Here is a 23,220-nt window from a genome sequence, read left to right as displayed (position 1 = left end):
ACGCCCGCGTCCACGCACACGCCCATGGAGGAGAAACCGTGACGGTTCACACCGACACCGACGCGCTGCCGCTCACCGCCGAGGCGTTCCGATCAGTCTTCCGTCACCACGCGGCGGGTGTCGCCGTGGTGACCGCGCACGTCGGCAGGCCGGCCGGTTTCACCGCCACCTCGCTCTCCTCCGTGGCCGCGGTCCCGCCCACCGTCTCGTTCTCCATGAGCACGACCTCATCGAGCTGGCCCGTCTTCCGGGACGCGTCCCACGTCGGGGTGCACATCCTCTCGGAGAGCCAACGCGACCTCGCGGCGACCTTCGCCGCCAGTGGACCGGACCGCTTCGCCGCGCCGACCCGCTGGCGGCGAGGCCCGCACGGCGTCCCGGTGCTGGACGACGTGCTGGCATGGCTGGTGTGCCGGGTCGAGGCGACCGTCCCCGCGGGTGAACACCGGCTGATCGTCGCCCGTGCCCTCACGGCGGAGCCCTGTTCCGGCGGGCGCCCGCTGCTGTACCACGACCGCGTGTACGCCCGGCTGAGCGAGGCGTGACCGTCCAGGGACTACCAGGGCACCACCCCCGCCCCCTCCTGGAACGTCCTGGTGACCCCCTCCGCGCACGCCAACCGCACGATCACCTCCGCCCCCTCTTCCACACTCTGCGTCCCCGTGTTGTGGTTCAGGTCCGTCGCGGTGAAGCCGGGGTCCGCCGCGTTGACGCGCAGCGTCGGGAACGCCTTCGCGTACTGCACGGTCAGCATGTTCAGCGCGGCCTTGGAGGCGGGGTACGCGAGGTCCGGGTAGAAGTGCTCCGGCGCGGCCGGGTCGGACAGGGCGCGGGTGAGGGCGAGGCCGCTGCTGACGTTCACCACGACCGGCGCGGGGGAGCGCAGCAGGAGGGGGAGGAAGGCTTGCAGGACCCGTACCGGGCCGAACACGTTCGTCTCGAAGACCGCCCGCACATCGTCCGCCGTGACCGCCGCCGGGTCGACGAAGCCGCCGTCCGGGCGGCGCGGCTCGATCCCGGCGTTGTTGACCAGCACGTCCAGGCCGCCCGCCGCCTCCAGCGTGCGGACCGCGGCCAGCACGGACTCGTCGTCGGTCACGTCCAGCTGGACGAACGTCGCGCCCAGCTCCTCCGCGGCGCGCCTGCCCCGCTCGGGGTCGCGGGCGCCTATGTACACGGTGTGGCCCTCGGCCAGCAGGCGGCGGGCGGTCTCGAAACCGAGACCCTTGTTCGCTCCGGTGATCAGTGTGTTCGTCATGGTTCCAGCGTCCGCCGGGAGCTCGCCGGCAGCCAGAGGACCCGTTTTCCTGGGACTGGCGGTACCAGGCGGGCGGGAGCCCCGCGCGGCACACTGGACCGTATGGCGAGCGCGGAACTCGGGACGGCGATCCACCGCTGGCGGGACCGGCTCCCGCCCGGTGAAGCGGGGCTGCCCCTGGGGGGCCGCAGGCGGACCTCGGGGCTGCGGCGGGAGGAGCTGGCCCAGCTCGCCGGGATCTCCGTCGACTATGTGACCCGGCTGGAGCAGGGCCGGGCCACCAACCCCTCCTCCCAGGTCGTGGAGGCGCTCACACGGGCGCTGCGGCTGTCGGCGGCCGAGCGCGACCATCTGTACCGGCTCGCCGGGCTCGCCCCGCCCGCCCAGACGGCCGTGCCCTCCTTCATCCCGCCCAGCGTGCACCGGCTGCTGGACCGGCTCGGCCGGACCCCGGTCGCGGTCTACGACGCCACCTGGACCCTGCTGACCGCGAACCCGCCCTACGCCGCCCTCATGGGCGACTCCACCCGCTGGAAGGGCCGCCAACTCAACGGTGTCTGGCGGCACTTCGCCGGACCTGGACCTGGACCTGGACACGGCTCCGGCGTACGGCACACTCCCGAGTCGCTGGCCGCGTTCGAGTCCGCCCTCGTCGCCGACCTGCGTACGGCGGCCGGGCGGTACCCCGGCGACCGTGCCCTGGGTGAGCTGATCGCCGAACTGCTTGCGAAGGGCGGCCGGTTCAAAGAGCTGTGGGACAGCGGCACGGTCGGCGTCCACGACGCGGCGCGCAAGACCATCGACCATCCGGTGGTCGGACCGCTGACGCTGGACTGCGACATCCTGTCCGTCGCCGGCAGCGATCTGCGGATCATGGTCTACACGGCCGAACCCGGCACCGAGGACGCCGAACGGCTCGCCCTTCTCATGGTGTTGGGGACACAGGAGGTGACCGTCTGAGTCCCCGCCCTCCTGGGTACCCGTACCCCCACCCCGCCGAACGGAAGGGAAAGCGCATGGCACCCACAACACGGCCCCGTTCGCGCCGACTTCGGGCCTGGCTGTCCCTCGCCACCGACAACTGGCTCTCGCGCGGCTACCTCGTGGTGGCCGGGTCCGGGCTCGCCGTACGCGCGTTCCGCACCCGGTCAGCGGCCTAGAAGCCCCCCACCGGGTACCGGTGCACCGGCGGCAACCCCATGAGCAGACCTGGCCACACCGTGTCGATGACATGCGCGCTCGGCGTGAACAGCGGCCGGGGCAGCGCCGCCGGATCGTGCCACTCCCAGCGGTCGATCAACTCCGGTTCACGCACGCTCGGTTCACCCTTGTACGCGGTCACCCGCACCGCCGCCGTCACGCGCGGGATGCCGTGCGCGGAGTCCATCAGCAGCGCCAGCAGCCGCGCGTCCGCCGCGTCGGCCCGCAGCCCCGTCTCCTCCGCCAACTCCCGTACGGCCGCCTCGGCGAAGCCCTCCCCGGCGTCGTTCTTCCCGCCCGGCAGCTCCCACACCCCGCGCTTTCTCGACCAGCCCAGCAGCACCCGGCCCGCCGCGTCGGTCACGGCGACCCCGGCACCGGTGAGCGCGTGCGGCGAGGGCCGCCCCTTGTCGGCGTAGGCGATGTCCTCCACGGCTTCCCCTTCTTGTCGGGCGGAAGGTCCCGTCACTCCTCCTTCCGCCATGCCTCGACCCCCAGTCTGCCCGTCGTGCCGAGGTCCAGTTCCGGGGTCACCATCACCGGCGCGGCGCCCGCCTTGGCGCGGACGCGGAGGTAGGGGGCGTTCACGGCGCCGCCGAAGGCTTCCACCGTGTTGCGCCAGACGATGCCCGACAGGGCGCGCTCGCCGGGGCGCAGGGTGAGGGACCGGACCACGTCCGGCGGACCGCCGAGCTGGGCGACCTGGGCGGAGGGCAGCACCTGAATCCCGCCGACCGGCTTGTGATCGGCGTCGATGATCTCCAACTCGGGCCGGCCGTCCAGCGTGTACGGCTCCTTGCCGCAGTTCTCCAGGTGCAGCCCCACCATGCGCAGCCCCATCGCCGCGTCCCCCTGATCGGCGTACACCCGCACCCCGGTCGCGGGGCAGGGGCCGCCGGGGGCGGGGGCCTCCGCGCTGGGGATGCTGCGGACGGACACGATCGACACGTCGGTGCCGCCCGCGATGTCCCCGTAGCTCCGGCCCATCGCCACCCTGCCGCGCACGGTCTTGCCGGGCCCCACCGGGCCCACGACCCGGCTCGCGCCGGTGTACCCCGTGGAGTCGAGGACGACCGTGTACGTCATGTCGCGCGGGGCCGGGTTGGTCACCTCGAACTCCACCGTCAGCGAACCCGGCCGGCAGGCCCCGTCCTCGTCGATCGCACCGGCGTACAGCCGGGTGATCCGCACCCCGTCCTGCGCGGTCCCCGTGGTGGACGGCACCGGGCTGGGCGAACCCGGCGGGCGCGGGGCGTCGGCCGTGGCCGTGGCACGAGTGAGCGGAACCTCGCCGTAGGGCGGGGCCTTCGAGGCGCACAGCGGCTCCGCGCTCACCCCGCCCGCACTCGCCCCGCCCGCACCCAGCGGGCCGGACTGGGCGGTGCCGCACCCGGCGAGGGTCAGCGCGGCGAGCGTCCACACACCTGCAAATGATCTGCGCATCAGGCGAGTTGAGCAGGACCGGCCTCCTCCGGCTGTGGCGGAGGCCACTCCTCCGGTCACAGGGCTGTCACAACGCCCCGCCCCGCTCCTCGAACGCCCGCAGAATCCGGTCCGCCGCCCGCGTCGCCGTCAACGACCCGTCCCTCACCTCCTGTTCGAGACCGGGTGTCAACCGTCTGACCTCGGGGTCCGCGTGCAGCCGGCCCAGCAGCTCGTCGCGCACCATCGACCAGGTCCAACGCACCTGCTGATCACGGCGCTTGGCGGCCAGCCGGGCCGTGGAGTCCAACAGGGTGCGATGCTGCTCCAGGCGTTCCCACACCGTGTCCAGGCCGCTCGTCTCACGGGCGCTGCAGTGCAGCACGGGCGGGGTCCAGAAGGCGTCCTTGCCGTGCATCAGCCTGAGCGCGCCCGCCAGTTCACGGGCCGCTGCCCGCGCGTCCCGCTCGTGCGGACCGTCCGCCTTGTTGACGGCGATCACGTCGGCCAACTCCAGCACGCCCTTCTTGATGCCCTGGAGCTGGTCGCCGGTGCGGGCCAGGGTGAGCAGCAGGAAGGAGTCCACCATGTCGGCGACCGCGGTCTCCGACTGGCCGACGCCGACCGTCTCCACCAGGACCACGTCGTACCCGGCCGCCTCCATGACCACCATGGACTCGCGCGTCGCCTTCGCCACCCCGCCCAGCGTGCCCGCGCTGGGGGAGGGGCGGACGAACGCGTGCGGGTCCACCGCGAGGCGCTCCATCCGGGTCTTGTCGCCCAGGATCGAGCCACCGGTGCGCGTCGAGGACGGGTCCACCGCGAGCACCGCCACCCGGTGCCCCTGCCCGGTCAGCATGGTGCCGAACGCGTCGATGAACGTGGACTTGCCCACGCCCGGCACCCCGCTCACCCCGATCCGCCGCGCCCGCCCGCTGTGCGGCAGCAGCTCGGTGAGCAACTCCTGCGCGAGAGCACGGTGTTGCGGTCGGGTGGACTCGACCAGGGTGATGGCGCGGGCCACCAGGGCGCGCTTCCCGTCGAGCACGCCCTTCACATAGGTGTCGAGATCGATCGCGGCCATGCCGGGCTCAGAGGTCGTGGCCGAGGTCGGCCGCGAGCCGCTTCACCAGGTCGTGCGCCGCGTCCGGGATGACCGTGCCCGGCGGGAACACCGCCGTCGCGCCCATCTCCAGCAGCGTCGGCACGTCCTGCGGCGGGATCACCCCGCCCACCACGACCATGATGTCCTCGCGCCCCTCCTCGGCCAGCTTCTCGCGCAGCGCCGGGACGAGCGTGAGGTGACCCGCGGCCAGCGAGGACACCCCGACCACGTGCACATCCGCCTCCACCGCCTGCCGGGCGACCTCCTCCGGCGTCTGGAACAGCGGGCCGACGTCGACGTCGAAGCCGAGGTCGGCGAAGGCGGTGGCGATCACCTTCTGGCCCCGGTCGTGCCCGTCCTGGCCCATCTTGGCGACCAGGATGCGCGGCCGGCGCCCCTCGGCCTCCTCGAAGGCGTCCACCAGGGCACGGGTGCGGTCCACCGACGGGGACTCGCCTGCTTCGTTGCGGTACACCCCGGAGATGGTACGGATCTGGCTCGCGTGCCGGCCGTACACCTTCTCCAGCGCGTCCGAGATCTCGCCCACCGTCGCCATGGCGCGGGCCGCGTTCACCGCCAGCTCCAGCAGGTTGCCCTCGCCGTCCGCCGCGCGGGTCAGCGCGTCCAGCGCGTCCCGGCAGGCCACCTCGTCCCGCTCCGCGCGCAGCCGCCGCAGCTTCTCGATCTGCTGGGCGCGCACCGAGGAGTTGTCGACCTTGAGCACGTCGATCTGCTCGTCGGTGTCCACGCGGTACTTGTTGACGCCGATCACCGGCTGCCGCCCGGAGTCGATACGGGCCTGGGTACGCGCCGCCGCCTCCTCGACACGCAGCTTCGGGATGCCCGCGTCGATGGCCTGCGCCATACCGCCCGCCGCCTCGACCTCCTGGATGTGCTGCCACGCCTTGCGCGCGAGGTCGTACGTCAGCCGCTCCACATAGGCGCTGCCGCCCCATGGGTCGATGACCCGGGTGGTGCCCGACTCCTGCTGGATCAGCAGCTGGGTGTTACGGGCGATCCGCGCCGAGAAGTCGGTGGGCAACGCCAGTGCCTCGTCCAGGGCGTTGGTGTGCAGCGACTGGGTGTGGCCCTGGGTCGCCGCCATCGCCTCCACACACGTACGCGTGACGTTGTTGAACACGTCCTGCGCGGTCAGCGACCAGCCCGAGGTCTGCGAATGGGTGCGCAGAGAAAGGGACTTGGCGTTCTTCGGGTCGAACTGCTGGACCAGCTTGGCCCACAGCAGCCGGGCCGCGCGCAACTTGGCGACCTCCATGAAGAAGTTCATGCCGATCGCCCAGAAGAACGACAGCCGGGGCGCGAACGCGTCCACGTCCAGCCCCGCCTCCCGGCCCGCCCGGATGTACTCCACGCCGTCCGCGAGCGTGTACGCCAGCTCCAGGTCGGCTGTCGCGCCCGCCTCTTGGATGTGGTAGCCGGAGATGGAGATGGAGTTGTAGCGCGGCATCCGCTGCGAGGTGTACGCGAAGATGTCGGAGATGATCCGCATCGACGGCTTCGGCGGATAGATGTAGGTGTTGCGGACCATGAACTCCTTGAGGATGTCGTTCTGAATGGTCCCGGCCAGCTTCTCGGGCGGTACGCCCTGTTCCTCGGCCGCCACGATGTAGAGCGCCAGCACCGGCAGCACGGCGCCGTTCATCGTCATCGACACGGTCATCCTGTCCAGCGGGATGCCGTCGAAGAGCTGCCGCATGTCGAGGATCGAGTCGATGGCCACGCCCGCCATGCCGACGTCGCCCGTCACACGCGGGTGGTCGCTGTCGTAACCCCGGTGCGTGGGCAGGTCGAAGGCGACCGAAAGGCCCTTCTGGCCGGCCGCGAGGTTGCGCCGGTAGAACGCGTTGGACTCCTGGGCCGTGGAGAAGCCCGCGTACTGGCGGATCGTCCAGGGCTGGTTGACGTACATCGTCGGGTAGGGGCCGCGCAGATACGGCGCCATGCCCGGATACGTGTCCAGGAAGTCCAGGCCCTCCAGGTCACGGCCGGTGTAGAGCGGCTTGACCTCGATGCCCTCGGGGGTCTCCCACAGCGGCTCGGCGCCCCCGGTGTCCCGCTTGACGGCGGCACGCCACTCCTCGGGGCCACCGTCGACGGCCGGGGTGCCCAGCTCGATGCCGGAGAAGTCGGGGATTCCCATCAGGACACTCCGATTCGGTCCAAGGTCGCGGACAGTACGGCGACGGCGTCGCAGCCCGCGAAGACGTAACTGTCGACGCCCGTGTACTCGGCGGGACGGCCCGCCAGGTGCACCTGCCGGGCGCCGGCCGCGCGGAGCGCTTCGGCGGCCTGCCCGGCCTCCTCGGCGTAGCGGGCGTCGCTGGAGCAGAGCACGGCCTCGGTGGCGCCGCTCTCCTCGAAGTTCCCGGTGACGACCGGCTCGATGCCGCCCGCCTGGAAGAGGTTGGCGGCGAAGGAGGCGCGGGCGGTGTGCTCGGCGGCCGGGCCGAGCGTGGCGAGGAAGATCCGGGGTCGGGCGCCCGTCGCGGCCAGGTGGGCGTCGGAGCGGGCCCGCAGCGCTTCGTACGCCTCGTCCCTGCGCACGCGCGGCAGCCCGCCGGCCGGGGGTTCGGGCGCGGGCTCGCGGCGTACCGGCTTCTCGTCCAGGAAGGGGAACTCGCTGACCCCGGTGATGGGTTCGCGGCGCTTGGCGAGCTTGGCGGACCGCTCCTCCCAGGTGCGCGCGAGGTCCGCGCGGAGCCTTCCCGAGCGCAACACGGCCGCCTGGCCGCCGTCCTGCTCGATCGACCGGAAGAACTCCCAGGCGGCATGCGCCAGTTCGTCGGTCAGCCGCTCCACGTACCAGGAGCCGCCCGCCGGGTCGACGACCCGCGCCAGATGCGACTCCTCCACCAGGATCGTGGAGGTGTTGCGGGCGATACGGCGGGCGAACGCGTCCGGCAGGCCCAGCGCGTGGTCGAACGGCAGCACCGTCACGGAGTCGGCGCCGCCCACCCCGGCGGCCAGCGTGGCGACCGTCGTGCGCAGCATGTTCACCCACGGGTCGTGCCGGGACATCATCACCGGCGAGGTCACCGCGTGCTGCACCTGCGCGCCCGCGCCCGGCGCCCCGCACACCTCGGCGACCCGCGCCCACAGCCGGCGCGCCGCGCGGAGCTTGGCGATGGTGAGGAACTGGTCGGCGGTCGCCGCGTACCGGAACTCGATCTGGGCGGCGGCCTGTTCGGCGCTCAGCCCGGCCTCGGTCAGCTCCCGCAGATACGCCACCGCGGTGGCCAGCGAGGCCCCGAGCTCCTGCGCGGCCGAGCCGCCCGCCTCGTGGTACGGCAGCGCGTCCACGGTCAGGGTGCGCAGCGCCGGGTACGACGCGGCGCGGGCCGCGAGCGCGGCCACCGGGGCGAAGCCGAGCGGGGTGCCGGTGCGGGCCTCGTGGCCCAGCGGGTCGGCGCCCAGATTGCCGCGTACGTCCTCGGGGGCGACGCCCCGCTCCTCGTACAGCTTCAGCAGCATGTCTGCGGCGGCCTCGGTGTCGGCGCCCGCGTCCAGGACGATGGGTGCGAGGTCCAGGTAGACGCCGTCGAGCGCCCGGCCGAGGTCCGCGACCGGGATGCCGCCCTCGCCGAGCACCAGCCAGAGCGAGGTGACGCCGTTCTCCAGGTCGGCCAGCACCGAGCCGTCGAAGAGCGCCGCGTGCCGCTGCCGTACGTCCCACCCGCCGGGGGTGTTGCCCACCGGGCGGCCGCCGCGCGTGAACGGCGCGAAGCCGGGCAGGCCGGGGTCGGGCGCGGCGTCGCGCGCGGTGTACAGCGGCCGGGTGCGCAGCCCGTCCTCCAGCGTCGTGGACAGGGCGTCCTCAGCTGCCGCGCCGGAGACTTCCTTGCCGGACTTGCGCAGTACACCCTCGACCAGGCGTTGCCACTGCTCGTGCGTCGCGTCAGGGAACTCGGCGGCCAGTGGGAGCCCGTCGTCAGGCAGGACCGTCATGCTCGGATGTTAGGACAGGGTGCTCAGGTGACAGCAGAACGATGGCCTGTGACGTTCCCCTCGTTGCGGTTGTGATCCGGGCCTCCCGCAGGGCCTTTGGGCGTCGTGCGCACGGCAGATGGGCCGGGCGCCGGATCAGGGCTGTGTCGCGCAGTGTGTCGTTGTTGGGCTGAACGGGTGACTTGGCGTAAGAATTGGCTGGTGCAGGCATCGAAAGCGAGTCAGGTCAGGGGGAGCCGGTGAGCCGTTATGACGTCACCGATGAACAGTGGGAAGGGCTCGCCCAGGTCGTGCCGCTGCGGGGCCGGGACGCGTGGCCGTCCGCGGTCGGCCACCGGACGCTCCCGGACGCGGACACCGAGACGCGCCGCCGGTTCGTCGTCCTGCGGGTCAGCATCTTCGCGGACGCGCGCGACGTCGCCGAGACCCTGATGTCGGGGGTGCCGGTGCTGCTGGACCTGTCCAGCGCGGAGGGCGATGTCGCCAAGCGCGTCCTGGACTTCAGCACCGGCGTGGTGTTCGGACTGGGCAGCGGGATGCACCGGGTGGACCGCAATGTCTTCCTGCTGACGCCGCCCGGGACCGAGGTCAGCGGGCTGATGGACATGGAGGCGTCCGGCTGAGGGCCGCCGCCCGGGACCCCCGGCGCTCGTAGGCTCGTAGGACGGTTCGGCCGAGCGGGTGGCGCGCCGGGGGCCGGGGCGGTCGCCCGATCGTAGGAAGGTCCGGGGAGAAAACGGTTCGTCCGGCGGCGGCGGTCCTACGGTCCGCTCATGTCGGTCTCCTCCCTCTCCTCCCTCTCCGCTCCGGTCCCGTTCCCCGACGCGTACGACGTGCGCGCCCGGATCACCGAGCTGCGGCTGTCCGCGTTCGCCGGGCACCGCCGGGCCTCGTTCCCGCTGGGCGCCGTCACCCTGTTCGCCGGGCCGAGCGGCTCCGGCAAGTCGACCGCGCTCGCCGCCTACGAGGCACTCGCCCGGCTCGGCGGCGGGGCCGCGCTCGGCGAGGTGTTCCCGGACCCGACGGCCTGGGTGCCCGACCGGGCCCGGCCGGACGCCGAGGGGCGGCGCGGCTTCCGGATCGGCTGCACGGCGGACGGCGTCGAGGGCCCGGTCCGGCTGGACGTGGCCGTGCAGGCCGAACCCCGGCTGCGCATCGTGGGCGAGCGGCTCGGCGCGGGCGGGGTCGTCCTGCTGGAGACCGCCCTGCGCGACCCGGAACGGCGGACCGTGCAGGCCGCCTGGCACACCGCGGGCGCCGCCCCGGTGACCCGCGCCCCGCTCCCCGACGATGTGCTGGGCACGCCCCTGCTGCCGCTGCGGGTGGCCGGGAAGACGGACGGGCAGCGCCGGGTGCTGGCCGCCGCCGAGCAGATGGTCGTCGCGCTGCGCTCCGTCTTCCCCTGCGACCCCGCGCCCGCCCGCATGCGGGTCCCGGTGCCCACCGGCTCGGGGCGGCTGCTGCCGGGCTGCGACAACCTCGCCGACGTCCTGAGCCGTACGCGGGCCGAGTGCGGGCGCCGGCACGCCCAGCTGGTCGAGGTGGTGCGCGCCGGGTGCGCGGGCCCGGTGGCCGACCTGGCCGCCGAACGGCTGCGGGACGGCACGGTACGGGCGCTGCTCGACCGGGGCGACGGCCACCTCACCGAGCTGGCCCGGCTGGGCGACGGCGAGCTGCGCTATGTCGCGCTGGTCCTGGTCCTGCTGACCGGGCCGGGGGTGCTGGACGTGGACGCGCCGGGGGAGGTGCCGGACGCGCTGCGCACGCTCACCGTGCTCGCCGACGGCTTCGACCGCTGCCTCGACCCCGGCCAGCGGGGCCAACTCCTCGCCACGGCGGCCCGGATGGGGGAGCGCGGCCACATCCGCTGCGTGGGCGCGGTGAGCGACGCGGCCTGGGCCGCGGGGACACCGGGCGTCACGGTGGTACACCTGGAGCCGTGACCGAACACCCCGATCTGGCCGGACTCCAGCGCAGGCTGGCCGAGTTCGCCGCCGCCCGCGACTGGCAGCAGTACCACACCCCGAAGAACCTCGTCTCCGCGCTCAGCGTGGAGGCCGCCGAACTGGTCGAGATCTTCCAGTGGTTGACCCCGGAGGAGTCGGCCGGCGTCATGGACGACCCCGGCACCGCGCACCGCGTCACCGACGAGGTGGCCGACGTCCTCGCCTACCTCCTTCAGCTGTGTGAGGTGCTGGGCGTCGACCCGCTGGCGGCACTCGCGGCCAAGATCGAGCGGAACGAGGGGCGGTTCCCGGTGCCGGGAGCAGGGGACGAGTCCTGACCCGACGGGCGGACCGACGTGCTCCACTATCACTCTATGGAGTCAATTTCCCTGCCGATTCCGAATTGTTGTCCACAGATTTCCGTCTTCCTCTGGCTTTTCGCCCCAAGTGCCATCACTCTGGGTAGTGAAGACGGGTGTGCGGCGAACGGACGGACGGGGACGGGGCGGCGGATGGACGCGTTACGGCTCATCGAGATCAGCAGAGAGGCGTTGGTGGCGGGTGCCGACGCGCCGGGGACGCTGAGGGAGGTGTGGCAGGCACAGGCCCTGTCGCAGGCGATCGGCAGCCGGCTGGCGGTGTCCGGGCCGCCCGAGCTGCGGGGGGAGGCGCTGGGGCTGATGGAGCTGGCGGGCCGGGGCTGCGGCGTGCTGGACCGTCCCGAGCTGGACACCGGGGACCTGCTCGCCGCCCGGCTCACCGAGCTGGCCGACCCGCGCCGGACCCTGCTGTCCCTGTGCGGGCTGCTCGGCGAGGTGGGCATGGCCCTGGTCGGCATAGCCAGCGGCGCCTCCGACGAGGCGGTGTACTGGCAGTGCATGGAGGCCATCGACGCGGCGGACGAGTCCCGCGACCGGGTCCTGGAGATGCTGCGCAAGCTGGCGGCCAGGGAGGAGCTGCTGCCGGAGCGGGAGCCGGGCTGAAGGTGCCGGGGCGTCCTCGCCGGGGCCGGTCCGCGCGGTGGTGCCGATGCGGTCCGGCGGGCCGATGACGTGCAGGATGGAGGTCATGGACCTTCGTATCTTCACCGAGCCCCAGCAGGGGGCCACCTACGACACCTTGCTCACCGTGGCGAAGGCCACCGAGGATCTCGGGTTCGACGCATTTTTCCGCTCGGACCACTACCTCCGCATGGGCAGCGTGAGCGGTCTGCCCGGACCCACCGACGCCTGGATCACGCTCGCCGGACTCGCCCGCGAGACCAGCCGCATCCGGCTCGGCACCCTCATGACCGCCGGCACGTTCCGGCTGCCCGGCGTGCTTGCCATCCAGGTCGCGCAGGTCGACCAGATGTCCGGCGGCCGGGTCGAACTCGGCCTCGGCGCGGGCTGGTTCGAGGAGGAGCACAAGGCGTACGGCATCCCCTTCCCGAAGGAGAAGTTCGCCCGCCTGGAGGAGCAGCTGGAGGTCGTCACCGGCCTGTGGGCCACCGAGGCCGGCAAGACCTACGACTTCCACGGCACCTACTACGACCTCACCGAGTCGCCCGCGCTGCCCAAGCCCGCCCAGGGCAGGGTCCCGGTGATCATCGGCGGTCACGGCGCCAAGCGCACCCCGCGCCTCGCCGCCCGCTACGCCGACGAGTTCAACATCCCCTTCGCGTCCCTCGAGGACACCGAGCGCCAGTTCGGCCGGGTCCGCGCCGCCGCCGAGGAGGCCGGCCGCGCCCCCGGCTCCCTCGTCTACTCCAACGCCCTCGTCGCCTGCGTCGGCCGGGACGACGCGGAGGTGGCCCGCCGCGCCGCCGTCATCGGCCGCGAGGTCGACGAGCTGAAGGCCAACGGTCTGGCCGGCACCCCGGCCGAGGTGGTCGAGAAGATCGGCCGGTACGAGGCGGCCGGCTCCGAGCGGATCTATCTCCAGATGCTCGACCTCGACGACCTCGACCAGTTGGAGCTGATCTCCGCCGAGGTCATGCCCCAGCTGTCCTGACGAGCATCCGCGGGGCCCGCCGCCACCCGCGCGGTAGGCCCCGCGGATTCGGTGCACCAACTCCGGAAAACCGGTGGTCAACGCGCCCCCCGCACCGCGAGACTCGGTCATGTGTTCCTGACGATCTCCACGAGCGGCACCGCCGCCACCCCCGCCACCGACCTCGGGTTCCTGCTGCACAAGAACCCCGGCAACGCGCAGACGTTCAGCACGTCCCACGGGACCGCGCACGTCTTCTACCCCGAGGCGGAGGTCGAGCGCTGCACGGCCGCGCTGCTGCTGGAGGTCGATCCCATCGCGCTGATCCGGCGCGGCAAGGGCAAGGGCCGCGGCGGCGCCCCCGACGCCGCCCTCGGCCAGTACGTCAACGACCGCCCCTACGCGGCCTCCTCGCTCCTCGCCGTCGCGCTCAGCGCCGTCTTCTCCACCGCCCTGCGCGGTGTGTGCAAGGCCCGCCCGGAGCGCGCCGCCGCCCCGCTGCCGCTGCGCATCGAGGTGCCCGCCGTCGCCGCGAAGGGCGGCCCGGACCTGGTGCGCGCCCTGTTCGCACCGCTCGGCTGGGACGTCACCGCCGAACCGGTCGCCCTGGACACCGAGTTCCCCGACTGGGGCGACTCCCGCTACGTCCGCCTGGTGCTGGAGTCGGAGAAGCTCACCCTCGCCGAGGCGCTGCGCCACCTCTATGTCCTGCTGCCGGTGCTGGACGACGCCAAGCACTACTGGGTCTCCCCCGACGAGGTCGACAAGCTGCTGCGCGCCGGTGAGGGCTGGCTGCCCGGCCACCCCGAGCACCGGCTCATCACCAACCGCTACCTCTCCCGCCGCTGGTCGCTGACCCGGCAGGCGATGGAGCGTCTTGAGCTGGTGCGCCTCGCCGAGACCGACGACAGCGAGGTCGAGGACATCGACAACGCCGTCGAGGCGGAGGCCGAGGCCGAACCCCGGCCCACCCCGCTCGCGGTCCAGCGCCGGGAGGCGATCCTCGCCGGGCTGCGCGAGGCGGGCGCCGCGCGGGTGCTCGACCTCGGCTGCGGCGAGGGCCACCTCGTGCGCGAGCTGCTGCGGGACGTGCGGTTCACCGAGATCACCGGCGTCGACGTGTCCGCACGCGCCCTCGCCATCGCCGCCCGCCGCCTCAAGCTGGACCGCATGGGCGAGCGGCAGGCGTCCCGCGTCCAGCTGCTCCAGGGCTCGCTCACCTACACCGACAAGCGGCTCACCGGCTACGACGCGGCCGTGCTCAGCGAGGTGATCGAACACCTCGACCTGCCCCGGCTGCCCGCGCTGGAGTACGCCGTGTTCGGCGCGGCCCGCCCGCGCACCGTCCTCGTGACCACGCCGAACGTCGAGTACAACGTCCGCTGGGAGACCCTGCCCGCCGGGCATGTGCGGCACGGCGACCACCGCTTCGAGTGGACCCGCGAGGAGTTCGGCGCCTGGGCGGCCGCCGTCGCCGAACGGTACGGCTACAGCGTCGACTTCCGCCCCGTCGGACCCGACGACCCCGAGGTCGGACCCCCCACCCAACTGGCCGTGTTCCACCGCGACACCACCGAGCAGGACAAGAAGGAGGCGAAGGCCGCATGACCGGGACCAGCACAGGGCGGGCGCTGCCCGTCACCGACCTCTCCCTCGTCGTCCTCGTCGGCGCCACCGGCTCCGGCAAGTCGACCTTCGCCCGCAGGCACTTCGCGCCCACCGAGGTGATCTCCTCCGACTTCTGCCGGGGCCTGGTCGCCGACGACGAGAACGACCAGAGCGCGACCAGGGACGCCTTCGAGGTCCTGCACTACATTGCGGGCAAGCGGCTCGCCGCCGGACGCCGCACCGTCGTCGACGCCACCAGCGTCCAGCCGGACGCCCGGAAGCAGTTGATCGACCTCGCCAGGAAGTACGACGTGCTGCCCATCGCCATCGTGCTGGACGTGCCCGAGGAGGTGTGCGCCGAGCGCAACGCGGGCCGCCCCGACCGCGCGGGCATGCCCCGCCGGGTGGTCCAGCGGCACACCCGCGAACTCCGCCGTTCCATAAGGCACTTGGAGCGCGAGGGCTTCCGCAAGGTGCATGTGCTGCGCGGGGTGGCCGAGATCGAGGGCGCCACGATCGTCACCGAGAAGCGGTACAACGACCTCACCCACCTCACCGGTCCCTTCGACATCATCGGCGACATCCACGGCTGCTCCGCCGAACTGGAGTCGCTGCTCGCCAAGCTGGGCTACACCGACGGCGTGCACCCCGAGGGCCGCACCGCCGTGTTCGTCGGCGACCTGGTCGACCGGGGCCCGGACAGCCCCGCCGTGCTGCGGCGCGTGATGGGCATGGTCGCGGCCGGGACCGCGCTGTGCGTGCCGGGCAACCATGAGAACAAGTTCGGCCGCTACCTCAAGGGCCGCACGGTCCAGCACACCCACGGCCTCGCCGAGACCGTCGCCCAGATGGACGGCGAGAGCGAGGAGTTCAAGGACGAGGTACGCCGCTTCCTGGACGGGCTGGTCAGCCACTACGTACTCGACGGCGGCCGGCTCGTGGTCTGCCACGCCGGCCTGCCGGAGAAGTACCACGGCCGCACCTCCGGCCGGGTCCGCTCGCACGCCCTGTACGGCGAGACCACCGGCGAGACCGACGAGTTCGGGCTGCCCGTGCGCTACCCGTGGGCCGAGGACTACCGGGGCCACGCCGCCGTGGTCTACGGCCACACCCCGGTCCCGGAAGCCACCTGGCTCAACAACACCATCTGTCTGGACACCGGCGCCGTCTTCGGCGGCAAGCTGACCGCGCTGCGCTGGCCGGAGCGGGAGGTCGTGGACGTCCCCGCCGAGCGGACCTGGTACGAGCCGGTCCGGCCGCTGCGCGTCGACGCGCCCGGCGGCCACGACGGACGGCCGCTGGACCTGGCCGACGTCACCGGCCGCGGCGGCGTCGAGACCCGGTACCTGGGCCGGGTGGCGGTCCGCGAGGAGAACGCGGCCGCCGCCTTGGAGGTGATGAGCCGTTTCGCCGTCGACCCGCGCCTGCTGCCGTACCTGCCGCCCACCATGGCGCCGACGCCCACCTCCCAGGAGGACGGCTACCTGGAGCACCCGGCCGAGGCGTTCGCGCAGTACGCGCGGGACGGGGTCGAGCGGGTGGTGTGCGAGGAGAAGCACATGGGCTCGCGGGCCGTGGTCCTGGTGTGCCGGGACGCGGAGACCGCCGCCAAGCGGTTCGGTGTGCCGGAGGGGCCCACGGGCGCGCTGTACACCCGTACCGGACGGCCGTTCTTCGACGACGACGCGGTGACCGAGGAGATCCTCGGCCGGCTCCGCGCGGCGGTCACCGAGGCCGGGCTGTGGGACCGGCTCGACACCGACTGGCTGCTCCTGGACGCCGAGTTGATGCCGTGGTCGCTGAAGTCGCAGGGGCTGCTGCGCCGCCAGTACGCCGCCGTGGGCGCGGCCTCCGGCGCCGTGTTCCCGCCCGCGCTCGCCGCGCTGGAGGCGGCCGGAGCCCGGGGCGCCGACGTGTCCGCGCTCCTGACCCGGCAGCGTGAACGCGCCGCCGACGCGGCCGCGTTCACCGACGCCTACCGTCGCTACTGCTGGACCACCGACGGCCTGGACGGCGTCCGCCTCGCCCCCTTCCAGCTGCTCGCGGTGCGCGGCCGCAGCCTCGCCGGGCTCTCGCACGACGAGCAACTCGCCCTGCTGGACCGCCTGGTGGAGCACGACGCCGCCGGCCTGCTCCAGACCACCCGACGCCTGTACGTCGACACCGGCGACCCGGAGTCGGTGCGGGCGGGCATCGACTGGTGGCTGGAGATGACCGGCCGGGGCGGCGAGGGCATGGTCGTCAAGCCGCTCGGCGCGCTCGTCCGCGACGGGCAGGGCCGGCCGGTGCAGCCGGGCATCAAGTGCCGGGGCCGCGAGTACCTGCGGATCATCTACGGACCCGAGTACACGCGCCCGGACAACCTGGCCAAGCTGCGCCGCCGGTTCCTGGGCCACAAGCGGTCGCTGGCGCTGCGCGAGTACGCCCTCGGCCTGGAGGCCCTGGACCGGCTCGCCGACGGGGAACCGCTGTGGCGGGTGCACGAGGCGGTGTTCGGCGTACTCGCGCTGGAGTCGGAGCCGGTGGACCCGCGTCTGTGATCCACCGGCAAGCCCTGGCGGGGGGTCTACCTCCGCCAGGGCCCGGTCACCGCGAAAGTGGTGCCCGGCGTATAGCAGTTGACGTACATCGTGCCGCCGTCGGGCGAGAAGGTGACGCCGGCGAACTCGCCCCACTCCGGCTTCTCCGGCGTGCCGGTGTTCTGCCGGCCGCGCGCCATCGCGTACACCTCGCCGCCGCGGGTCACCCCGAAGACGTGCTGGGCGCCGTTGCCGTCCTCGCACACCATCAGGCCGCCGCTGGGGGCGAGGCAGATGTTGTCCGGGGATTCGCCGGGCAGCTGGACGTCGGTGTCCGGGCCGAAGACGATCACCAGAGTGAGGCGGCGGCGCCGCGGGTCGTACCGCCAGATCTGGCCGAAGTGGTCGGCGGCGGAGCCCTCCGCGCTGTGGGCGAAGGACGACACGAAGTACACGCAGGCGCCGCCCCAGTAGCAGCCCTCCAGCTTCTGGGCGTGGGTGATGCCGCGCGGGCCGTAGTCCTGGAGGCGGGCCGGGGTGGTGGCGGCCAGCGGGTCGGGGACGTCCACCCACTCGACGCCGTCGAAGGACGCCCCCGTCTCCTGGACCGTGGACAGGTCCGGCACGCCCGGCACCCGCATCGCCTGGAGACGGCCGCCCGCGCGGAGCGAACCGACACCGCCGAGCGGTTTCTCGGGCAGGAACCGGTAGAAGAGGCCGAACGGCTTGAGGAAGGCGTCCTCGGTCTCGTAGACCACACCGCGCCCAGGGTCGATGGCGATGGCCTCGTGCTGGAAGCGGCCCATCGCGGTCAGCGGGACGGCGCCGGTGCGGTGCGGGTCGGTGGGGTGGACCTCGAAGATGAAGCCGTGGTCCTTGGTGTGGCCGTTGTCGCCCGCCCGGTCCTCGGTCTCCTCGCAGGTCAGCCAGGTACCCCAAGGGGTCGGCCCGCCCGCGCAGTTGACGGCGGTACCGGCGATGGCGACCCGCTCGGCAAGGACGCGGCCGCGGGAGTCCAGCGTCAGCGCCGTACAGCCGCCGTGCCCCTCCGGGTCGTAGGTCAGGCCCTCCACGGCCGGGACGCGGATCTTGGCGGTGGGGCGGTTCTCATGGTTGCGGACGAGGTGGGTACGGCCGTCCCGGCCCGCGAAGGCGGCCATGCCGTCGTGGTTGGACGGCACCGGACCCTCACCGGAGCGCAAGGGGTCGCCCTCGCGGGAGAGCACCCGGTAGCGGAACCCCTTCGGCAGATCGAGCAGGCCGTCCGGGTCGGGGACGAGCGGGCCGTAACCGGTGCGGCCCAGCGGCTGCGCGGCGGCGGTGCCCGCGAACAGCTCGGACAACGCTCCGGTGAAGGCGATACCCGCCCCCACCGCGCTCGCGGAGGCAAGAACCTGACGTCGTGTAGCGGACATGGGGGAGCAACCTTCCTGCTGGCGGACAGGAACACGTGCACCCGCTGTATCTACCACCAGGTACGGACCACGGGAACCACGCGTGCGTCACCGGTCACTCCCCGAGCACGGGCCACGGAAGACCGCCCCCGCTTCTCGTCGTCACGACGAAAACAGGGGGCGCGGAAACGGTCGAGAAGCGCGTGAACACGGTCGCGGACGGCCAGGATGAAGGCATGGCATTCCACGTCGACTCCGAGGCCGGGCGGCTGCGCCGGGTGATCCTGCACCGGCCCGACCTCGAACTCAAGCGCCTCACCCCCAGCAACAAGGACGCCCTCCTCTTCGACGACGTGCTGTGGGTGCGCCGGGCGCGCGCCGAGCACGACGGGTTCGCCGACGTCCTGCGTGACCGGGGAGTCGCCGTGCACCTCTTCGGTGACCTGCTCACCGAGACCCTGGCCGTCCCCGAGGCCAGGACCCTGGTCCTGGACCGCGTCTTCGACGAGAAGGAGTACGGCCCCCTCGCCACCGACCACCTGCGCACCGCCTTCGACGCGATGGCCCCCGCCGAGCTGGCCGAGGCCCTGGTCGGCGGCATGACCAAGCGGGAGTTCCTGACCGGCCACCCCGAGCCGGCGTCGGTCCGCTTCCACGTCATGGAGCTGGACGACTTCCTGCTCGGCCCGCTGCCCAACCACCTCTTCACCCGCGACACCTCGGCGTGGATCTACGACGGCGTCTCCATCAACGCCATGCGCTGGCCCGCCCGGCAGCGCGAGACCGTGCACTTCGAGGCGATCTACCGGCACCACCCGCTCTTCAGGAAGGAGGGCTTCAACATCTGGTCGCGCGGCCAGGCCGACTACCCCTCCACCATCGAGGGCGGCGACGTACTGGTGATCGGCAACGGCGCCGTACTGATCGGGATGAGCGAGCGGACCACGCCCCAGGCCGTGGAGATGCTCGCGCACAAGCTGTTCGCGGCGGGCTCCGCGCAGACCATCGTGGCGCTGGACATGCCCAAGCGGCGCGCCTTCATGCACCTCGACACCGTGATGACCATGGTCGACGGCGACACCTTCACCCAGTACGCCGGGCTCGGCATGCTGCGCTCGTACACCATCGAGCCCGGTGTCGGCGAGCGCGAGCTGAAGGTCACCGACCATCCGCCGGAGCACATGCACCGCGCCATCGCCGCCGCCCTCGGCCTCGGTGAGATCCGGGTGCTCACCGCCACCCAGGACGTGCACGCCGCCGAGCGCGAGCAGTGGGACGACGGCTGCAACGTCCTCGCCGTCGAGCCCGGAGTCGTCGTCGCCTACGAGCGCAACGCCACCACCAACACGCATCTGCGCAAGCAGGGCATCGAGGTGATCGAGATTCCGGGCAGCGAGCTGGGCCGGGGGAGAGGCGGGCCGCGCTGCATGAGCTGCCCGGTGGAGCGGGACGCGGTGTGAGCGGGGAGCCGTGTGAGTCTGCGCATAATCATGCCGCAGGCTGAATAGAAATGCCGGGGCTCGTATAGAATTACCGGAGTCAGTGCACCGCGTACCCCTGGAGCGCCCCCATGGCGACAGTCCCGACCGCCCTCACCGGCCGCCACTTCCTCAAGGAGCTGGACTTCACGGCCGAGGAGTTCCGCGGGCTGCTCGCGCTGGCCGCCGAGCTGAAGGCGGCCAAGCGGGCCGGAACCGAGACGCGGTACCTGACCGGCCGCAACATCGCCCTGATCTTCGAGAAGACCTCGACCCGCACCCGCTGCGCCTTCGAGGTCGCCGCCGCCGACCAGGGCGCCCACACCACCTACCTCGACCCCTCCGGCTCCCAGATCGGGCACAAGGAGTCCGTCAAGGACACCGCCCGCGTGCTGGGCCGGATGTACGACGCCATCGAGTACCGGGGGCACGGCCAGGGCGTCGTCGAGGAACTGGCCGCGCACGCGGGCGTCCCCGTCTACAACGGGCTCACCGACGAGTGGCACCCCACCCAGATGCTCGCCGACCTGCTCACCATGACCGAGCACAGCGACAAGCCGCTGGAGAACACCGCCTTCGCCTACCTCGGCGACGCCCGGTACAACATGGGCAACTCCTACCTGGTCACCGGCGCCCTGCTCGGCATGGACGTGCGTATCGTCGCGCCCCGGCTGCTCTGGCCCGACGAGACCATCGTCGCGCTGGCCCGCCGCCTCGCCGACGTCTCCGGCGCCCGCGTCACCCTCACCGAGGACGTGAAGCAGGGCGTGCGCGGCGCCGACTTCGTCGCCACCGACGTCTGGGTGTCGATGGGGGAGCCCAAGCAGGTCTGGGACGAGCGCATCGCCCTGCTCGGCCCCTACGCCGTGACCATGGACGTGCTGCGCGCCACCGGCAACCCCGACGTGCGCTTCCTGCACTGCCTGCCCGCCTTCCACGACCTCGGCACCGCCGTCGGCCGCGAGATCCACGAACGGTACGGACTGACCGAGCTGGAGGTCAGCGACGAGGTCTTCGAGTCCGAGCACTCGGTGGTCTTCGACGAGGCGGAGAACCGGATGCACACCATCAAGGCCGTGCTCGTCGCCACCCTCGGGGATACGTCACAAACCCTTGCGTGACCCGCCTCACCTGGCCTTATCCTGACCGACGGCCTGGCCGCCATCCCCCGTGCCGCGCCGACGCAGCGGCCCGATCGGGCCGTCCGCACCACCAGAAACGAGCACCACCCGCATGCCCGCTCCCCGCATCAAGTCCCCGCACCTGCTCGTCGCCGAATCCGGCGCCGACCGCGAGGGCCATGGTCTGAAGCGCACCATGGGCCTCTTCCAGCTCATCTGCTTCGGTGTCGGCGCCATCGTCGGTACCGGAATCTTCGTCGGTCTCTCCGACTCCGTCGCACAGGCCGGACCCGCCGTGGTCGTCTCCTTCGTCCTCGCCGCGATCACCTGTGTGTTCACCGCCCTCTCCTTCGCCGAGCTGGGCGGCGCGATACCGGTCTCCGGCTCCTCGTACTCCTTCGCCTACGCCGGTCTCGGCGAGTCCACCGCCTTCCTGGTCGGCTGGTGCCTGCTGCTGGAGTACGGCATCTCCATCTCGGCCGTCGCGGTCGGCTGGAGCCAGTACGTCAACGAACTCCTGCACAGCCTCACCGGCTGGCAGCTGCCCGCCGCGCTGTCCGCCGGACCGGGCGACGGCGGTGTGGTCAACCTGCCCGCCGTGATCGTCATCGCCATGGCCGCCGTACTGCTGATGCGCGGTGTGCGCGAGAGCGCGCGGGCCACCGCCGCCATGGCCGCCGTGAAGCTCGTCATCCTGCTCGCGTTCTGCGCCGTCGGCTACAGCGCGTTCAAGGACGGCAACCTCACCCCGTTCTCCCCGGCGGGCCTGGGCGGCATCGGCGCGGGCACCACCGCGGCCTTCTTCTCGTACATCGGCTTCGACGCGATCACCACCGCCGGCGAGGAGGCGAAGAACCCGCGCCGGGACATCCCGGTGGCGATCCTCGTCTGCATGGGCCTGGTGACCCTGCTGTACTGCGCCGTCGCGGTCGCCGCCATCGGTGCCATCGGCGCCCACCAGGTCGGCGGACGCCCCGCCGCGCTGTCCTACGTCGTCAACATGGTCACCGGCTCCACCATCGGCGGCGGCGTCATCGCCTTCGGCGCGGTCGTCGCCATCGCCTCGGTCGTGCTCGCCGTGATGTACGGCCAGACCCGCATCCTGCTGTCGATGTCCCGCGACGGACTGATCCCGCGCGTCTTCGAGAAGGTGTCCCCGAAGACCTCCACCCCGGTGGCGGGCACGTTCATCGTCGCGGCCGTCTTCGCGGTCCCGGCGGCCTTCGCCTCGCTCGACTCCGTGGTGAACCTGTGCACCATCGGCACGCTCGCCATCATGGCCGTCGTCAACATCGTGGTGATCGCCCTGCGCCGCCGCGAGCCCGGCCTCCAGCGCAGCTTCCGGGTCCCGCTGTACCCGGTGGCCCCGCTGCTCGGCGTCGCCTTCTGCCTCTACCTGATGTACGAGACGGGCTGGCGGACCTGGGTGCAGTTCGCGGTGTTCCTCGCGGTGGGCCTCGGCGTGTACTACGCCTACGGGCGCCGGCACTCCACGCTGGGCCGCGCCGAGGCGGCCGGGGTCACGCCGAACGCTGAGCGGGAACGACAGGCAGTCTGAACCACACCGCCTTGCCCGACGAGGTCGGGCGGTGACCACAGGACGAACTGAGGGCGCGGATCAGCAGCAGACCGCGCCCTCCCTCCTGCCAGGGGTCGGGCTCCTCGATCACCGGACGGGTCAGATGGCCGGGCGGCGCCGGGTCCGGGTCATGCACCTCGACCTGGCAGCCGGTCGGCCGCAGCTCCACCACCAGCTCGATCGGACCGCTTCCCGCGGTGTGCTCCACCGCGTTCGCCACCAGCTCGGCGGTCAGCAGCTCCGCCGTGTCGCAGTCGGCGATGTGCTCCACCTCGGCGAGGGCCGAACGCACCAGAGCGCGCGCGACCGGCACCGCCGCGGCGGTGTGCGGCAGCGCGATGCGCCAGGAGGCCGATTCGGTGGGGCGTTCGTGCAAGGCGAGTCCGTTCATGGAGCAGGCTGTCCTGCCTTCGACTGTAGGAAATGGTACGGGTCCGGCCATCGAAACCGTCGGCGGGCACCCGCCCGGACCATGGGTCCCGATACCCATCCGCGCTCCTCGTCGAACACCCCACCACCCCCTCCCGTGCCTGCTGTTACGTCCCTGTCGATCACCGGTGACACCGGTGACGGAACGGCCCCGCGCACAGGGCGGCCACCCCCGTCGAGTGACCACAGTCACAGCCCGAGGGCGTCCGTTCCAGCCGCGCGAT

21 protein-coding genes are annotated in these 23,220 nt (G+C 72.5%); 13 read left to right on the top strand and 8 right to left on the bottom strand.

Going from position 1 to position 23,220, the window contains the following annotated elements:
- The first annotated feature begins 38 nt into the window (after nucleotides 1-38).
- A complete protein-coding gene (locus ACIGA3_RS08810; protein ID WP_399711917.1) occupies nucleotides 39-545 on the top strand; it encodes a flavin reductase family protein in 507 nt (168 codons plus the stop codon).
- 11 nt (nucleotides 546-556) lie between these two features.
- Here the strand turns inward: ACIGA3_RS08810 and ACIGA3_RS08805 are convergent, their stop codons facing one another.
- Nucleotides 557-1,258 (bottom strand): SDR family NAD(P)-dependent oxidoreductase, encoded by a 702-nt coding sequence (locus ACIGA3_RS08805; RefSeq protein ID WP_399711915.1) that lies wholly within the window; start codon nucleotides 1,256-1,258, stop codon nucleotides 557-559.
- Between the two features lie 102 nt (nucleotides 1,259-1,360).
- Here ACIGA3_RS08805 and ACIGA3_RS08800 point away from each other — a divergent pair, with 102 nt between their 5' ends.
- The gene (locus tag ACIGA3_RS08800; RefSeq protein WP_399711913.1) at nucleotides 1,361-2,218 is read left to right on the top strand and encodes a helix-turn-helix transcriptional regulator; all 858 of its coding nucleotides are present in this window, start codon (nucleotides 1,361-1,363) and stop codon (nucleotides 2,216-2,218) included.
- A gap of 56 nt (nucleotides 2,219-2,274) precedes the next feature.
- A complete protein-coding gene (locus tag ACIGA3_RS08795) occupies nucleotides 2,275-2,418 on the top strand; it encodes a hypothetical protein (protein WP_399711911.1) in 144 nt (47 codons plus the stop codon).
- On the opposite strand, the gene ACIGA3_RS08790 is transcribed toward ACIGA3_RS08795, so the two are convergent.
- The 5 genes from ACIGA3_RS08790 to ACIGA3_RS08770 form a co-directional block, all read right to left on the bottom strand.
- Complete coding sequence (locus ACIGA3_RS08790) at nucleotides 2,415-2,891, bottom strand: NUDIX hydrolase (protein ID WP_399711909.1); 477 nt, start codon at nucleotides 2,889-2,891, stop codon at nucleotides 2,415-2,417. The two genes, ACIGA3_RS08795 and ACIGA3_RS08790, sit on opposite strands and share 4 nt — an antisense overlap.
- 32 nt (nucleotides 2,892-2,923) lie before the next feature.
- Nucleotides 2,924-3,901 (bottom strand): DUF4232 domain-containing protein, encoded by a 978-nt coding sequence (locus ACIGA3_RS08785; RefSeq protein WP_399711907.1) that lies wholly within the window; start codon nucleotides 3,899-3,901, stop codon nucleotides 2,924-2,926.
- A gap of 67 nt (nucleotides 3,902-3,968) precedes the next feature.
- The gene (meaB, locus tag ACIGA3_RS08780; RefSeq protein ID WP_399711905.1) at nucleotides 3,969-4,964 is read right to left on the bottom strand and encodes a methylmalonyl Co-A mutase-associated GTPase MeaB; all 996 of its coding nucleotides are present in this window, start codon (nucleotides 4,962-4,964) and stop codon (nucleotides 3,969-3,971) included.
- Nucleotides 4,965-4,971: 7 nt separating this feature from the next.
- On the bottom strand, nucleotides 4,972-7,146 hold the full coding sequence (gene scpA, locus ACIGA3_RS08775; RefSeq protein WP_399711904.1) for a methylmalonyl-CoA mutase: 2,175 nt from the start codon (nucleotides 7,144-7,146) through the stop codon (nucleotides 4,972-4,974).
- Nucleotides 7,146-8,951, bottom strand: coding sequence for a methylmalonyl-CoA mutase family protein (locus ACIGA3_RS08770; RefSeq protein WP_399711902.1), 1,806 nt, complete (start codon nucleotides 8,949-8,951; stop codon nucleotides 7,146-7,148). Before ACIGA3_RS08770 ends, scpA begins: the two co-directional genes overlap by 1 nt.
- 239 nt (nucleotides 8,952-9,190) lie before the next feature.
- Between ACIGA3_RS08770 and ACIGA3_RS08765 the strand changes: the two genes are divergently transcribed.
- The 7 genes from ACIGA3_RS08765 to ACIGA3_RS08735 all read left to right on the top strand — a co-directional run bounded on the left by ACIGA3_RS08765 (nucleotide 9,191) and on the right by ACIGA3_RS08735 (nucleotide 17,016).
- Complete coding sequence (locus tag ACIGA3_RS08765) at nucleotides 9,191-9,574, top strand: cell division protein SepF (RefSeq protein ID WP_399711900.1); 384 nt, start codon at nucleotides 9,191-9,193, stop codon at nucleotides 9,572-9,574.
- 150 nt (nucleotides 9,575-9,724) lie between these two features.
- Nucleotides 9,725-10,894 carry an ATP-binding protein gene (locus ACIGA3_RS08760; RefSeq protein WP_399711898.1) on the top strand — a complete coding sequence of 390 codons (1,170 nt, stop codon included), beginning with the start codon at nucleotides 9,725-9,727 and terminating at the stop codon, nucleotides 10,892-10,894.
- Complete coding sequence (locus tag ACIGA3_RS08755; protein WP_399711896.1) at nucleotides 10,891-11,235, top strand: nucleotide pyrophosphohydrolase; 345 nt, start codon at nucleotides 10,891-10,893, stop codon at nucleotides 11,233-11,235. The genes ACIGA3_RS08760 and ACIGA3_RS08755 overlap by 4 nt, the downstream gene beginning before the upstream one ends.
- 174 nt (nucleotides 11,236-11,409) lie before the next feature.
- On the top strand, nucleotides 11,410-11,880 hold the full coding sequence (locus tag ACIGA3_RS08750; RefSeq protein ID WP_399711894.1) for a DUF6099 family protein: 471 nt from the start codon (nucleotides 11,410-11,412) through the stop codon (nucleotides 11,878-11,880).
- Nucleotides 11,881-11,965: 85 nt separating this feature from the next.
- A complete protein-coding gene (locus ACIGA3_RS08745) occupies nucleotides 11,966-12,889 on the top strand; it encodes an LLM class F420-dependent oxidoreductase (RefSeq protein ID WP_399711892.1) in 924 nt (307 codons plus the stop codon).
- A 111-nt stretch (nucleotides 12,890-13,000) separates the two neighbouring features.
- A complete protein-coding gene (locus tag ACIGA3_RS08740; RefSeq protein WP_399711890.1) occupies nucleotides 13,001-14,476 on the top strand; it encodes a 3' terminal RNA ribose 2'-O-methyltransferase Hen1 in 1,476 nt (491 codons plus the stop codon).
- On the top strand, nucleotides 14,473-17,016 hold the full coding sequence (locus ACIGA3_RS08735) for a polynucleotide kinase-phosphatase (protein WP_399711888.1): 2,544 nt from the start codon (nucleotides 14,473-14,475) through the stop codon (nucleotides 17,014-17,016). Before ACIGA3_RS08740 ends, ACIGA3_RS08735 begins: the two co-directional genes overlap by 4 nt.
- A gap of 26 nt (nucleotides 17,017-17,042) precedes the next feature.
- Here ACIGA3_RS08735 and ACIGA3_RS08730 read toward each other — a convergent pair whose 3' ends face one another.
- Nucleotides 17,043-18,410, bottom strand: a complete 1,368-nt coding sequence (locus ACIGA3_RS08730; RefSeq protein ID WP_399711886.1) for an alkaline phosphatase PhoX — start codon at nucleotides 18,408-18,410, stop codon at nucleotides 17,043-17,045.
- 215 nt (nucleotides 18,411-18,625) lie between these two features.
- Here ACIGA3_RS08730 and ACIGA3_RS08725 point away from each other — a divergent pair, with 215 nt between their 5' ends.
- From ACIGA3_RS08725 to ACIGA3_RS08715, 3 genes are all read left to right on the top strand, one after another.
- Nucleotides 18,626-19,849, top strand: a complete 1,224-nt coding sequence (locus tag ACIGA3_RS08725; RefSeq protein ID WP_399711884.1) for an arginine deiminase — start codon at nucleotides 18,626-18,628, stop codon at nucleotides 19,847-19,849.
- Between the two features lie 110 nt (nucleotides 19,850-19,959).
- On the top strand, nucleotides 19,960-20,988 hold the full coding sequence (gene argF, locus ACIGA3_RS08720; RefSeq protein WP_399711882.1) for an ornithine carbamoyltransferase: 1,029 nt from the start codon (nucleotides 19,960-19,962) through the stop codon (nucleotides 20,986-20,988).
- Nucleotides 20,989-21,100: 112 nt separating this feature from the next.
- On the top strand, nucleotides 21,101-22,546 hold the full coding sequence (locus ACIGA3_RS08715; protein WP_399711881.1) for an amino acid permease: 1,446 nt from the start codon (nucleotides 21,101-21,103) through the stop codon (nucleotides 22,544-22,546).
- Here ACIGA3_RS08715 and ACIGA3_RS08710 read toward each other — a convergent pair.
- Nucleotides 22,509-22,958 (bottom strand): ATP-binding protein, encoded by a 450-nt coding sequence (locus ACIGA3_RS08710; protein ID WP_399711879.1) that lies wholly within the window; start codon nucleotides 22,956-22,958, stop codon nucleotides 22,509-22,511. The genes ACIGA3_RS08715 and ACIGA3_RS08710 overlap by 38 nt on opposite strands.
- Nucleotides 22,959-23,220 lie beyond the last annotated feature (262 nt).

It is taken from the genome of Streptomyces sp. NPDC085596, from assembly GCF_044541565.1.
In the GTDB taxonomy this organism is placed as follows: domain Bacteria; phylum Actinomycetota; class Actinomycetes; order Streptomycetales; family Streptomycetaceae; genus Streptomyces.
The sequence above is the reverse complement of the archived record's forward strand: the minus strand, read 5'-3'. Positions and strand labels throughout refer to the sequence as shown.

What these genes read in the sequence shown, in the direction of transcription:
- ACIGA3_RS08805 (WP_399711915.1), bottom strand. Translation starts at nt 1,258, where the DNA reads ATGACGAACACACTGATCACCGGAGCGAACAAGGGTCTCGGTTTCGAG.
- ACIGA3_RS08800 (WP_399711913.1), top strand. Translation starts at nt 1,361, where the DNA reads ATGGCGAGCGCGGAACTCGGGACGGCGATCCACCGCTGGCGGGACCGG.
- ACIGA3_RS08795 (WP_399711911.1), top strand. Translation starts at nt 2,275, where the DNA reads ATGGCACCCACAACACGGCCCCGTTCGCGCCGACTTCGGGCCTGGCTG.
- ACIGA3_RS08785 (WP_399711907.1), bottom strand. Translation starts at nt 3,901, where the DNA reads ATGCGCAGATCATTTGCAGGTGTGTGGACGCTCGCCGCGCTGACCCTC.
- meaB (WP_399711905.1), bottom strand. Translation starts at nt 4,964, where the DNA reads ATGGCCGCGATCGATCTCGACACCTATGTGAAGGGCGTGCTCGACGGG.
- scpA (WP_399711904.1), bottom strand. Translation starts at nt 7,146, where the DNA reads ATGGGAATCCCCGACTTCTCCGGCATCGAGCTGGGCACCCCGGCCGTC.
- ACIGA3_RS08770 (WP_399711902.1), bottom strand. Translation starts at nt 8,951, where the DNA reads ATGACGGTCCTGCCTGACGACGGGCTCCCACTGGCCGCCGAGTTCCCT.
- ACIGA3_RS08760 (WP_399711898.1), top strand. Translation starts at nt 9,725, where the DNA reads ATGTCGGTCTCCTCCCTCTCCTCCCTCTCCGCTCCGGTCCCGTTCCCC.
- ACIGA3_RS08750 (WP_399711894.1), top strand. Translation starts at nt 11,410, where the DNA reads ATGGACGCGTTACGGCTCATCGAGATCAGCAGAGAGGCGTTGGTGGCG.
- ACIGA3_RS08745 (WP_399711892.1), top strand. Translation starts at nt 11,966, where the DNA reads ATGGACCTTCGTATCTTCACCGAGCCCCAGCAGGGGGCCACCTACGAC.
- ACIGA3_RS08735 (WP_399711888.1), top strand. Translation starts at nt 14,473, where the DNA reads ATGACCGGGACCAGCACAGGGCGGGCGCTGCCCGTCACCGACCTCTCC.
- ACIGA3_RS08730 (WP_399711886.1), bottom strand. Translation starts at nt 18,410, where the DNA reads ATGTCCGCTACACGACGTCAGGTTCTTGCCTCCGCGAGCGCGGTGGGG.
- ACIGA3_RS08725 (WP_399711884.1), top strand. Translation starts at nt 18,626, where the DNA reads ATGGCATTCCACGTCGACTCCGAGGCCGGGCGGCTGCGCCGGGTGATC.
- argF (WP_399711882.1), top strand. Translation starts at nt 19,960, where the DNA reads ATGGCGACAGTCCCGACCGCCCTCACCGGCCGCCACTTCCTCAAGGAG.
- ACIGA3_RS08715 (WP_399711881.1), top strand. Translation starts at nt 21,101, where the DNA reads ATGCCCGCTCCCCGCATCAAGTCCCCGCACCTGCTCGTCGCCGAATCC.
- ACIGA3_RS08710 (WP_399711879.1), bottom strand. Translation starts at nt 22,958, where the DNA reads ATGAACGGACTCGCCTTGCACGAACGCCCCACCGAATCGGCCTCCTGG.